An 11,981-nucleotide genomic window follows, 5' to 3' on the forward strand; every position below is an offset into this window, starting at 1 on the left:
GCGGTATTGGAGTTCTTCTCACCTGAGGGGCGTTTCAAATTCACGTTAAATTTGTATTTATGGATAATGCATTTAAAAAATATAGTATTGATACAACCGATTATCAGGTTGGACAGGATAACGTTCAAAAGTGGGGATTCGATATACATAACCCGGTTTTTGGCATTAGTGCGGGGCTCGTTGTTTTCTGTCTGATTTCACTTCTTCTTGTTGAGCCAACCACTGCTCGTGACGTATTAAACGGTCTAAAAAACGGAATTATCGAACAGTTTGATGCGTTCTTTATGTGGTCGACAAACTTCTTCTTATTGTTCGCCGTTGCTCTTCTTTTTTCTCCGCTAGGTAAAATCCGCTTAGGAGGCAAAGAAGCAACGCCGGATCACTCAACCGTTTCTTGGTTGTCGATGCTTTTCGCCGCGGGTATGGGTATTGGTCTTCTGTTCTGGAGTGTGGCTGAGCCGACCGCGTATTTCACTGATTGGTGGGGAATGCCACTTAACGCAGTACCATACACCGAAGAAGCAAAATCCCTCGCGATGGGTGCCACTATGTTCCACTGGGGTGTACATGGTTGGAGTATTTACGCACTCGTTGCACTAGCATTAGCGTTTTTTGCCTTTAACAAAGGTTTACCACTTTCATTGCGCGCGGCGTTCTATCCAATTTTTGGTGACCGTGCATGGGGTTGGTTAGGTCACGTTATTGATATCCTTGCCGTTTTGTCGACGCTATTTGGTCTTGCAACGTCGCTAGGTCTAGGTGCTCAGCAGGCGACCAGTGGTATTAACCATGTCTTTGGTCTAGAAGGCGGCATTGGTACACAAATGATTGTGATCACCTTCGTTACCTTTATCGCGGTGCTATCAGTGATTCGTGGTATTGATGGTGGTGTTAAGCTACTGAGTAACGTTAATATGGTGGTTGCGTTTGCGCTGCTTATTTTCATTACCTTCATCACGTTTGATACGGCGTGGAGCTCGCTACGCGACACAACAATGGCTTACATTGAAAATATTATTCCATTGAGTAACCCTCACGGTCGTGAAGATGAAACTTGGATGCACGGCTGGACGGTATTCTACTGGGCTTGGTGGGTATCTTGGTCACCGTTTGTTGGTATGTTTATCGCGCGTGTGTCTAAAGGTCGTACGGTTCGAGAATTCTTATTCGCAGTCATCGTTATTCCTACAGTTGTTACTTTGATTTGGATGTCTGTGTTTGGTGGTATCGCGCTTGACCAAGTGGTGAATAAAGTTGGTGAGCTAGGTGCAAATGGCCTAACTGATATTTCATTGACTCTGTTCCATGTTTACGATGCGCTTCCGTATAGCTCAGTGATTTCAATTCTTTCTATCGTGCTGATTCTGGTATTCTTTATTACATCGTCAGACTCTGGCTCGCTGGTTATCGATAGTATTACCGCCGGTGGTAAGATTGATGCACCAGTACCGCAACGCATTTTCTGGGCGTGTATTGAAGGCGCAATTGCAGCCGTAATGCTTTGGGTTGGTGGTAAAGAAGCCTTGCAAGCATTGCAATCAGGCGTTGTTGCAACAGGGTTACCGTTTACTTTTGTTCTGCTGTTGATGTGCGTAAGTTTGGTGAAAGGGTTAAGAACTGAACTGCCAGCTTACAAATAAATACAACGCGATCCATGATTGAGTTTAAATGCCGAGCCTTATGTGCTCGGCATTTTTTATTTCTACTTTTCTTTTCCAATAATTTCGTTACAGTTTAGGCTTATTTCCACCTCATTAAACTGCATTATGTCACTGGCTAAACTCATTCTTATTCGTGGACTTCCGGGTTCAGGTAAAACAACCTTAGCAAAACAACTGGCAATAGAGCTTGGTGCTAAGCATTTTGAAGCTGACATGTATTTTGAAAATGATGAAGGTGATTATCACTTTGAACCGGTTCAATTACCTCAAGCGCATGAGTGGTGTTTTCAGCAAACTAGAAAGTGGTTGAACAAAGGGAGAGTCGTGATTGTGAGCAATACGTTTGTTCGACATTGGGAGATGAAGCGTTACATGGACTACTGCATGAAGAAGCGCATCGAGGTGGAAATTAAAGTGTGTCACGGAGCGTATCAAAGCATTCATGACGTGCCACCAGCGACGATAGAAAAGATGCGCCGCCAGTGGCAAGAGTGACCGTTACCAGAACCGGAAGCTATTGACCTCGTCCGTCAATCATCACAACGAATGTTTTGCTCATGATTGAAAGGTCCATTGAAATCCAAGAGTAAAACGAACCTAAGCTTAGTGCGTAACTGTGGTCAAACCCAACTTTGCGTCTTACATCTTCAATGCATGCATCATAGCCTTGGTTAACCTGAGCTAAGCCTGTGATACCCGGTAACACGCCATATGTGCGCTCTACAAAATAGGGGATTTCATCTTCTAATTTCTGGTAGAAAGCTGGGCGTTCTGGGCGCGGCCCAATCATCGACATTTCACCTCTCAACACATTAAACAGTTGAGGTAGTTCATCTAAACGCGTTTTGCGTAAAAAGCGTCCTACTGGCGTGATGCGGGGATCATTTTCAGTTGCCCATACTGCGCCAGAGCGTTGCTCTGCATCAATATACATGGTGCGAAACTTCATGATTTGAAAAAGATCCATTTTTTCTGGTGTGCAGCGTCCTACTCGCAGTTGGCGATAAATCACAGGGCCTTTCGATGTGGTTTTGATCGCTAGCGCGATAAATGGGAATAGTGGTGCAGTGACGACCAAAATAAGCATTGCAACCAGTACATCAAACGTTCTTTTTGCGTGGCATACATTTGAATCGTAGCGTGAGTTTTTCATGATGCTTTCCTTATTGGTTGACGCGTTTCCAACGTCCATTTTCCATTCCGAGCAAATACTTCATACCGCCGATAAAGTTGGCGAGATGACCAATGACGATGTAGCTAATCAGCTTAAAAGGTTTAATAGTGTTAAGTGCTGGCATTAAGTAAGTAATAAGCGCGATGCTGTAAATACCAACTTGTGCGAACAGCATTACTTGAAACAGCGGATTGTGTGCCAGTAGTAGTGAGCAAATAAAGCAAACAATCATCAAATAGGGTGTTGCTAAGCGCAGAACCTTTCCCGATAGAAATGCAAAGGCAGTGCCACGATAACGAGGTAGCAGTAATTTCTTTAATTGCATGAGCTGCTGCATGTTACCCGCTGAAATTCTTAGGCGCCGCTTGAAATCTGCGTTGTCTGAGCTCTGTTCTAGTTCAAGAGCCAGCATGTTTGGCTCGTAAATAGCGCTATAGCCTCGCAAAACGATTCTCATAGGGAGAATAAAGTCGTCATTAATGGTGCTAACTTCCAGTGGTTCAAATAAGTGAGTTCTGAAAGTGTAAAACGCACCGTGGGAACCAATCGTTGAACCTAACAAAGATTCTTGGTGCTTTACTCGAGACTGGTATTGCCAATACGCCGCTTCACCTTGGTTATCAGTGCTCATTATTTGATATGTTGCGTTAACCACTCCAACGTTCTCATTTTGATAATGCTGACTAGCTAGCAATAGAGAATCGCAAGAAATCAATGCCGACGTGTCACTCAGTGCGGTAATGTCCGAGCTAACATGACGCATTTCTTCGTTGAGTAGGGCAACTTTACCGCGATTGACTTGGTGATCATTAATAATGAACAGAGTATCAGAGCAGATTGCTTCTTGAATTGTCGCTTGAGCAATCTCGGCTGTGTTATCTGTGCAGCCATCACATGCGATCACTACTCTTAATTTATCCCTCGGGTAGTCTAGGCTCGCAAGGTTACGGATCTTCTCTGCTATCCATTGTTCTTCATTGTAGGCGGGCACGATGACAGTAATAGAGGGTAGCTGGCTGTCTGTTTTGGAGGCTTTGTAAGCTCGCTCTACAAATGGTGCTTTGGTTTCGTCTTGCTGTTTTAAAGGAAGCCACTTAAGGAGCAGTGGATACCCAACGTGATGATAGACAATCAAAAACGCGGATAAACCAAACCCTATAATCCAAAGTAAATCATTCATAGCTAGCCTCCTTGGCCAAACGTGAGTAGCGACTCACCATGTCTCTGATATCAAAGTGTTTGAGAATAAAAGTTCGAGGAGAATGGTGTGATGATTCCAGTTGCTGTGATAACGCTTCGGCCAACGAAAACACGCGATTTGCTTCAACCAGTGTGCTGTTGTTCGGACAGAGCGTCTCTTTCACGCCGCCAACATCCGTCGCGACGCAAGGAATGTCACATGCTTGAGCCTCGAGGGTTGAGAGAGGAAATCCCTCTTGAAGTGATGGTAAGCAAAACAAGTCTAGGCTTTGGTAAAAGCTGGGCATATCGTCGACCAAGCCTAAAAAGGTTACTCGATCTTCAAGTTTTAACGTTCTAACTTGTGCTTCCAATTGAGCTCGCTGAGAACCATCTCCAGCAATGGCTAGGTGTGTGTTTGGCGTAAGATGAGAGAAGGCTTCGATAAGCACTTTATGGCCTTTAACTGCTTCTAGACGCCCGGCAACGCCAATCACGATTTTGTCGGTTGGAAGTCCAAACAAGTGTCTTGTTGCCGTTTGGTCACCGCTTTTAAACTTCTGACAGTCAATCCCGTTATGGATAGTACAAACTTTGCGATACTTTAGCTTAGTCTGTATTTGATAGGAGACAAAGTTCGCATCGGCAACTACTTGCGGGCGAATCATCGTTAGCAAAAGGGACTGTAGTCGAGCTGATTTTTTGTTATTAAGGTGCCATGCGTCGTGCTCGGTATGAATAACTACAGGTACGTGCGCTAAACGTGCAGCAATACCACCATACAGAAGTGGGCCGATATGATGGGTGTGGACCACGTCTGGTCGCATTCTTTTTATCATTGAAGTCAGTGTAGCGATGGTCTTCCCGCTGAATCCAGGTCTTTTATTAAGAAAGTGCAGTTGGCCTTGGTAGGGCAATAGTTTTTGCCAGCCTTGTAGTGCATGTTCTTTGCTTCCTTCTAAGCTCACGACAAAAACGGAATGGTTTGGCGGCGCAAAACGAAGCATTTCTAGTACGAGCGTTTCTAAACCGCCAGGAGCTAAGTGTTGCACGACGTGTAATATCACTTTTTTGCTGTGCTTAGTGTTATTGTGTTTTTGTCTGACTTCCATTTTCAAACCCTCGTTGAGTTCTTTGTTTATTTAGGAATTGCAGACTGTGTGCCAAAAAATTAATCATTTAAAAACAATAAGTTAATATTAATGCTTGTGAGATTTTATGTTTATTCTCAATTTGAGATTCATATTAGTGGACATGCTATGAGGCTGTATAAGGCAGTAGTAAAAGAAAAGCACTCGCCGACCGAGTGCTTGTAAATGGGTTCTTATGGCGGTTAGTTTCCGTACACTACGTTAGGTAAAGTGGTAATGACAGGAACACCAAGGTGTTTTTCTAATGCTCTTTTTGAGCGGATAGAGTTATCGGCTAACTCAAGTATCGTCGCTAATCCAATGCCTAAACCAGCGCCACCAATAAATCCTAAAATGACAAATACAAAACTAGGTAAGTTAGTTGGAATCGTTGGCGTGAACGGTTCATCAATGATTTTTACGCGCTTATTCTCTTCAAACTCTCCCAAAGAACCCGTTAGTTGGGCCATCTCATAGCGTTCGACGAGTTCATCATACATTTCTCTCTTCACTGCGACGTCACGAGCTAAGCGGTTGATTTCTGTTGCCGTGCTCCCAAATTGGTGCGCATTTCGCTCTAATTCTTGGATCATGTCTCGCAAGCTGTTGGTTTCTTCCGTAAGTGCTTCAAAACGTCCGCGCATCATTTGTAATTGATGTAGTTGGGAGACAAGTAGAGGCTGTGCTTCGCCAAGACTATTTACTGTGGTATTACTCGCGATATCCCATAGTTGAGCACTGTTTAGTTCTGGTTGTTTGGAGTTTAAGAGTACCGAGCGTTCCTGCTCCAACCGGTTTAATTCTCGCAACTTACCTTGAACTAAACTATGCGCCTCTGTGTATTTAGCGCGAAGCAGGGTAAGTTCACTACGAATGTCGATGATTTGCTCTTCCAGTTTACCGATAACCGGGTTCGTTTTGGATAGTTGTTGATCCAAACTGCCTAGACTTCGTGAAACACCAGCAAGCTCCGCCTCCTTTTCGGCTAGCGTTTGTTTGAGGCTAGCAAGGCGAGTAAGGCTTTGAGCTTGCATTTCGGGTGTCGCGTCTGAGTAAGTATTTTTATATTCTGCAAAGGCTTGCTCTGCCTTGTCTAGTTCTTCCCTGCGTTTGTTGATGTGGATAGTCAAAAAATGGCTCGAATCTTTAATCGAAGAACGCTCAGGAGCCAAAAGCTGTTCGACAAAATGCTCTCTGACAGACAGCAGCATCGACTCCATTCCTTCTGATTTACCACTTTGCAATTGAATTTGAATGAAGTCTTTACCGAGTGGCTGAACAGACAGGCGCGACGCAAGATCTTTTATGATGAACTCTTGCTCTTTTGCACTCATCTCGTCATTGATCAGCGATTGTTCTTTTGCGACAGAATACAAAACGTGTCGGCTTTTTAGCAGAGTACTGAGTGCGCTCAATCGGTCTTTAAGCATTGTTGAGACGGCAAGGTCTTGAAGGAACGGGTTCATTTTCGCTGTCTCTTGAATAAGCATGCTGGTATGAGCAACATAAGTCGTCGGAACCAGTTTACTTACGATGAAACCCAGCACAGGCAATACAAGCATAGGAATAACGATCATGTAGCGACGTCTCCAAGCTCCATGTAACAGTACGCTGAGGTTTTCTCTTAAATCGTTCATAGCGCCCTCACTAATTTATCAACTTGGTTGGCTCTTGCTTCCCAGCTTTGCTGTTGAACAAATGACTTTGAATCTGTCGGTGGCGGTAGGAGGTGATCGAGACTGGCACGCACGTCTTCGACATCTTGAACCACATGAAGCATATGTTTGTAGGGCATTAATGCAGGAAACGGTGTGCTGATAACAGGGGTTCCTGTTGCCAAGTACTCAAGAAGTTTAAGCGGATTACATGCCTTGATTTGAGCGTTATCAACAAAGGGCAACCAACTGGCATCCCAGTGTTGGGAGTAACGTGGCAGAGTGTGATGCGCTCTCGGGCCCAGGTAGTATACGTTGCATCTTTGTGGAAGTGGATTATCACTGAACTCGTTAGGGCCGATGAACACGAGATCCCAGTCAGGCGCTTGGTCTGCGACTTGGGCAATTAAGTCGTAGTCTAACCATTCAGACAAACTGCCATAAAAGCCCAGCACTTTGCGACCATTATTAGGAAAATCTTCAGCCTTAGGTGCTGGCTCAGAAAACAGACTAAAGTCGACACCGTGAGGCAAAGTGACGGTTTTACCAGATGGAAATTTGGTGGAGAGTGTTTCGCTTGCCGTAAAGATAACGCTGGCCGCATTAACAAGAGTACGTTCGTGCTTGGCCACCGTGTCGTGGTCAACACCAGCTAAAGCGCTAAAGTCATCGCCACAATAGTAAATCAGTCCACGTGGGTTCATTTCTGCACAAAGATCGGCAGCAGTCGGGAGCGACGTCCAAAATACAGGCTTATCAAAACCAAGAGCTTGTAATTGTTTATTGAGTTGGTGTTTCATCATCTTAGCGGCCACTTTTCTTGCTAATGCAGAACTAGGGGCAGGAATGGTGAGCAAGTTGATGATGTGAATGTTTGGGTTTGTTTCAGAGTCCAATGTTGGCTTGTGTGAGCCTACGTTATGAAATACACGAGTGAGTTTGTTTAACGCACGCTGTATGTCTTTAGAATCCAGCTTAGGTTGACGAAGGCCAATGGAGTTCACCCAAAGGATTCGATGGTTCGCTGCTAGTTGCTTGACAATATGCTGAGTGGAAGAGGGTAACCCACCAAAATCTTCTCCAAATACTACGATGTCCGTCATGTGGCTCTCCTTGAGTCTTGGTTATTTGATTACTAATTAAGTGAGTAATCACAATGCGTGCCAAGGAATTAGCCATTTTAAAACAGTGAGTTATGGGTTTTGTTTATGTTTGAAACTAGGATTTCTCATTTTGACAATCACTTTGAACGATTCGGCTAACGACAACCGTTAACGCCGCTAGAATGTAAATTGGCCAAGTGAAACCTTGAGTCAGAAACGTACCTGATACGATGGTACCGATAAGCCCACTTAACACGGCGTTTGCTCCTACAGAGAGGGTGTAATCTGATTTTGGTGTCAGCAATGAGATGGAATGCAAAGAGGTGCGGATCAATGACACAATTAAAGTAATGAACACCGCGAGCCCGACAAAACCCGTTTCTGCTAACACGCCAAACCAAGTACTATGGACGGCGTGGTTGATACCATCCCAGTGTGGGCTATAGAAATAGTAATTAAAGTAGAAGTTATCTAGACCTACGCCAGTCAACGGGTGATGCAGCGCCATTTTAAATGCCGCTTCCCACGCATAAAGTCGCCCCATCGCAGAGGCATCTATACCATCCTCAGCGGCTCCCCCCGATTCTCGTCCTGAAATACCAGCGAATGCGTAGAGTACGATCGCTGCGATAGCGCCTAATACCAAGACTAATGTTTTGCTTTTGATGTGTTTAAAAGCAAAGTAGGCAAATACAGACAGTGAACCTAGTAACCCCCCGCGGCTCTGCGTCTCGATGATCGCAAAGAACAAAACCAAACAGGTGATAAGGGCAAAGAGTCTGAGATGCTTGGGGGAATGTTTCTCCATCAATTGACTAACGGTAAAGGCAAGGGGAAACATCAGCACTAGTGCCAAATCGTTAGGATCACCAAGTACGGAACCTATGGATCGTCCTATCGACACGCGCGTCCCTTCAACCAGATCAATGCCATTCGCAGCGTTTTGTAATGCCACTAGACCAATCAATAATCCGGCGAAAATAATTGCTTTTGACATCTGAGCGAGCTGTGAAGGTTTAGTAATAAGCCAGGTGATGGCCAACGTCATAATGATGATTTTCCAATAGGTGTTTTTGAACACCGTTATTGCGATATCACGACTGGAAGCGAATATGATTCCGATGATCACCAGACCCCAAAATATACACAGCCACTTTAATGAAGGGTGCCAAAAAGCTGTAATCTGGCGGCTTATAAGAAGGTGAAAAGCGAGTGCGGCGAGTGCCCCCAATGATAACAGTAATGGGATCTTGAAGTTATAGATAACAGGAAAGGCTTCGTGAATACGAAAGAATGAAAAAATAACGAACAGTGTGACAAGCCAAAACGTTTGATTGAGAACAAACAGTAACGCGAGTGGTGCGAAACACAACGCAACAATCAAAATGGGATGAGGCATAACAACCCAAAGCAGGCCGATACCGACAGTGATCGTCAGTGCTGCGATGGACTGTTTTGTTCTCACCTTGGTTTCATTCATAACGAGTATCTCTTCACCTGTCCACGCCGTTTCACTATGTATCGAGTGAGAGCATTGAGCGTCTCTTTAGTCATGTAGCGAGTGGCTATCCCTGCCAGCAAACTGCATGTCAAAATGCAAATTGCGATGGCGATTCCTATTGATTGTGAAGAGTGAAGCAGGAACAGTGCCACACCGGATATAATCTGTAATAAAACCATCAGACTTAGGTGAAAAGGCAACGTCATACATTGTTGGCCTACTACATAAGTCAGGCCCAGCTTACACAGTTGTGCGTAATAAAGCGCAATGAACACACCATAAATACCCAGAGAAGATAAGCCAAACAGCAAAGCAATCGCAACGCACGCAGAGACGACATTTATACCCAGTAGCCAGCGAGTACGACGCTTGTACAAAATGGAGATGTTAATCAACTCACTCCATTCTTTTAACATGGCGATAGGTAGCAAGAATAAGCTGAATAGTACCGCCTCATGATAGGTTTCTGGCAGTAAGTAGGTGATCATCACCATTGCTAATGTACCGACCACTACACTCAAACCTGTAATGTAAATCATACCTAAGTGTGTGATGCGCACTGCTTCAGTGTTCTTGCGCCCTTCTAAGTAGTTAAATCGACGTGGCATCCACCACATGCCAAACGGCTGCACTAAAATACACATGCCCACTGCAAATTTTACCGCTATCGCGTAAATCCCTAACGTCGCAAGAGAAGTGTTGGCACCAATGAACCAGCGTTCAGCGCCATTGAGACAAAATGCTACTAAACCGGCCATCATCATTGGTAGGCAGTAGTTTAGGTATTGTTTTGCCAATGTCAGCTTAGGCAGGGTGACATTGTAACGGTTAACGATGTGCAGCCAAACAAATTGAGTAATAGCAGCCAACAAGCCACCCCACAAAACAGAAATAACATGGGGATGAACAGACAGCGCCGCGACGATAAAAATGACCTGAAAAATGGTGGTAGTGACCATGACGTTAAGCAGAGTTCTTGCTTTGTCGTCTTGTGTTCTTAACCAGGCAGTGCCGATTGCAATACTGCCTTCTAGAACGATGGCAAACATAACAATAGCAAATTCGACTCGCGTAAAAGGCGCGGGAATGGGGGCGATTAAAATGATAGTGAGCAAGCTAAGAGCGACGACGCCAGCGATGAGTAAAGCAAGTGAGTACAGCTGGTTTAGTAGGCTTGTGCGCGTATTTTTATCCTTTTCAACGCCGACGAATCGATAAAGCGCTTCATGCAAAGCGAAACTGACAAACAAGGTCGTAACAACACCAAAGGTTGTTAGAAGCTCAAGCTTGCCCATTTGTTCTGGTGAGAGAAAGTGGGGCAATACAGGCAGCATGATTAGGCTGATGCTTTTATTGATCACTAAGGCGATAGCAAATAGCGTCATGTTGGTCATTGCTTTAGACATGATCATATCCTTTGATGTCTCGCGGTGTCTTGAGTGTGCAATCATTGTTGGTAGCAATTTCGGCAGCAAGGTGCTGGGCGATTGGCAAATAACAACGTTCGGCTGTGTATAGTTGAGAAACATTGAGTGCTTCGATACCCATCGTTACTTTCATCCACGGCGATTCATTCAAAAGGCGAATTGCGTTGTGTAACGAAGCCACATTGTTAGGCGAGTATTTAATACAATTTCGGCCGTGAGTTAACACGCGGTCCCAATAACTATCATCATGTGGAATGACGACACACATACCTGCAGCGAGCGCTTCCAAAATAGATAACCCAAAAGGTTCGTTGAGACTGGTGGAAACAAACACACCACACTGTGAACGCAATTCATCTAAGTTGTTTGGGCACTCATGCCATTCAACACCTTGTGTGTTGAAGTCCGGTGTTGAATATTCCACACCTGCCACGTTAGGTTTGATGTAACACACGGTGGATTTGATCTTTTTCGACTCATCAAGTGTTAAAGCATCAAGCAAAAGATCGATGTTCTTCCATTTTAGTAAGCTAGCTGCCCAGAAAACGCGGCTTGAAATCGGATTCGCTTGTTTTGGCCAGCGATCTTTCGATAATCCATTAACAAACGTAGATGTATTCAAACCACACCAATAGCGTTCGGTGGCTGGCTTCTCTGTTTTGAGGTAGGCCTGTAATGCTTCTACCATTGATTCGCGGGTGTTTGCCAAGTAGTAAATTGCCGATGCTTTTACTAAGCAGTAGCCAGCAGATCTCGATCGTCCGATAGGGCCATGAACCATCTGTACCACAGGCTTTTTGCTAATTAATCGTAGTAAGTACAAAGGCATATCATTACTTGGGCAAGATAGGCCCAAAAAGCTATCTATTTTTGGCAGCTTCATGCACGCGTAGAGAAGTTGGAGAAAGTAGTAAGCGTTCATCAACCAGTAGGTCAGGCCATGAGTCGAGTTAAATGGTGATGGTTTTATTTTTATAACTTGCACACGCGGTGTATCACTAAGCAGTGACGCCCAATGCTCTGGATTTGTAGTGAGTAGATAACCAATCACGTTCAGCTTATCGCACTGCTTAAGGAGCTCTGCATTCGCGATTTTGGATCCACCTTGCATTGGGATGGCGTCGAACATCAATACACGTTTCATGACCGGG

Annotated in this window: 10 protein-coding genes; 2 read left to right on the forward strand and 8 right to left on the reverse strand. The window is 44.6% G+C overall.

Annotation, left to right across the window (positions count from 1 at the left end; translation table 11 throughout):
* Window positions 1–59 precede the first annotated feature (59 nt).
* Both R7190_RS06565 and R7190_RS06570 read left to right on the forward strand, forming a co-directional pair.
* Complete coding sequence (locus R7190_RS06565; RefSeq protein ID WP_186584282.1) at window positions 60–1,640, forward strand: BCCT family transporter; 1,581 nt, start codon at window positions 60–62, stop codon at window positions 1,638–1,640.
* A 126-nt stretch (window positions 1,641–1,766) separates the two neighbouring features.
* Window positions 1,767–2,156, forward strand: coding sequence for an ATP-binding protein (locus tag R7190_RS06570; protein ID WP_005377656.1), 390 nt, complete (start codon window positions 1,767–1,769; stop codon window positions 2,154–2,156).
* A gap of 19 nt (window positions 2,157–2,175) precedes the next feature.
* Here the strand turns inward: R7190_RS06570 and R7190_RS06575 are convergent, their stop codons facing one another.
* The 8 genes from R7190_RS06575 to R7190_RS06610 all read right to left on the reverse strand — a co-directional run bounded on the left by R7190_RS06575 (window position 2,176) and on the right by R7190_RS06610 (window position 11,974).
* Window positions 2,176–2,814 (reverse strand): sugar transferase, encoded by a 639-nt coding sequence (locus tag R7190_RS06575; protein WP_005377654.1) that lies wholly within the window; start codon window positions 2,812–2,814, stop codon window positions 2,176–2,178.
* Between the two features lie 10 nt (window positions 2,815–2,824).
* Window positions 2,825–4,015: a glycosyltransferase family 2 protein gene (locus tag R7190_RS06580; RefSeq protein ID WP_064376584.1), complete on the reverse strand. Its 1,191-nt coding sequence runs from the start codon at window positions 4,013–4,015 to the stop codon at window positions 2,825–2,827.
* A complete protein-coding gene (locus R7190_RS06585) occupies window positions 4,008–5,126 on the reverse strand; it encodes a glycosyltransferase (protein WP_186584278.1) in 1,119 nt (372 codons plus the stop codon). The genes R7190_RS06580 and R7190_RS06585 overlap by 8 nt, the downstream gene beginning before the upstream one ends.
* A 221-nt stretch (window positions 5,127–5,347) precedes the next feature.
* Window positions 5,348–6,781, reverse strand: a complete 1,434-nt coding sequence (locus R7190_RS06590) for a GumC family protein (protein ID WP_005377649.1) — start codon at window positions 6,779–6,781, stop codon at window positions 5,348–5,350.
* Window positions 6,778–7,902: a glycosyltransferase gene (locus R7190_RS06595; protein WP_186584276.1), complete on the reverse strand. Its 1,125-nt coding sequence runs from the start codon at window positions 7,900–7,902 to the stop codon at window positions 6,778–6,780. The genes R7190_RS06590 and R7190_RS06595 overlap by 4 nt, the downstream gene beginning before the upstream one ends.
* A gap of 115 nt (window positions 7,903–8,017) precedes the next feature.
* Entirely contained in the window at window positions 8,018–9,382 is a 1,365-nt protein-coding gene (locus tag R7190_RS06600) for an O-antigen ligase family protein (protein ID WP_162497020.1), read from the reverse strand.
* The gene (locus tag R7190_RS06605) at window positions 9,379–10,809 is read right to left on the reverse strand and encodes a lipopolysaccharide biosynthesis protein (RefSeq protein WP_213986341.1); all 1,431 of its coding nucleotides are present in this window, start codon (window positions 10,807–10,809) and stop codon (window positions 9,379–9,381) included. The genes R7190_RS06600 and R7190_RS06605 overlap by 4 nt, the downstream gene beginning before the upstream one ends.
* Complete coding sequence (locus R7190_RS06610) at window positions 10,802–11,974, reverse strand: glycosyltransferase (protein WP_186584272.1); 1,173 nt, start codon at window positions 11,972–11,974, stop codon at window positions 10,802–10,804. The genes R7190_RS06605 and R7190_RS06610 overlap by 8 nt, the downstream gene beginning before the upstream one ends.
* Between the last annotated feature and the right edge of the window lie 7 nt (window positions 11,975–11,981).

Source organism: Vibrio sp. 1078-1 (assembly GCF_033340475.1).

Bases quoted from the DNA above. Each gene is read 5' to 3' on its own strand.
- R7190_RS06580 (WP_064376584.1), bottom strand. From the start codon at position 4,015: ATGAATGATTTACTTTGGATTATAGGGTTTGGTTTATCCGCGTTTTTG.
- R7190_RS06575 (WP_005377654.1), bottom strand. From the start codon at position 2,814: ATGAAAAACTCACGCTACGATTCAAATGTATGCCACGCAAAAAGAACG.
- R7190_RS06585 (WP_186584278.1), bottom strand. From the start codon at position 5,126: ATGGAAGTCAGACAAAAACACAATAACACTAAGCACAGCAAAAAAGTG.
- R7190_RS06595 (WP_186584276.1), bottom strand. From the start codon at position 7,902: ATGACGGACATCGTAGTATTTGGAGAAGATTTTGGTGGGTTACCCTCT.
- R7190_RS06590 (WP_005377649.1), bottom strand. From the start codon at position 6,781: ATGAACGATTTAAGAGAAAACCTCAGCGTACTGTTACATGGAGCTTGG.
- R7190_RS06610 (WP_186584272.1), bottom strand. From the start codon at position 11,974: ATGAAACGTGTATTGATGTTCGACGCCATCCCAATGCAAGGTGGATCC.
- R7190_RS06570 (WP_005377656.1), top strand. From the start codon at position 1,767: ATGTCACTGGCTAAACTCATTCTTATTCGTGGACTTCCGGGTTCAGGT.
- R7190_RS06565 (WP_186584282.1), top strand. From the start codon at position 60: ATGGATAATGCATTTAAAAAATATAGTATTGATACAACCGATTATCAG.
- R7190_RS06605 (WP_213986341.1), bottom strand. From the start codon at position 10,809: ATGTCTAAAGCAATGACCAACATGACGCTATTTGCTATCGCCTTAGTG.
- R7190_RS06600 (WP_162497020.1), bottom strand. From the start codon at position 9,382: ATGAATGAAACCAAGGTGAGAACAAAACAGTCCATCGCAGCACTGACG.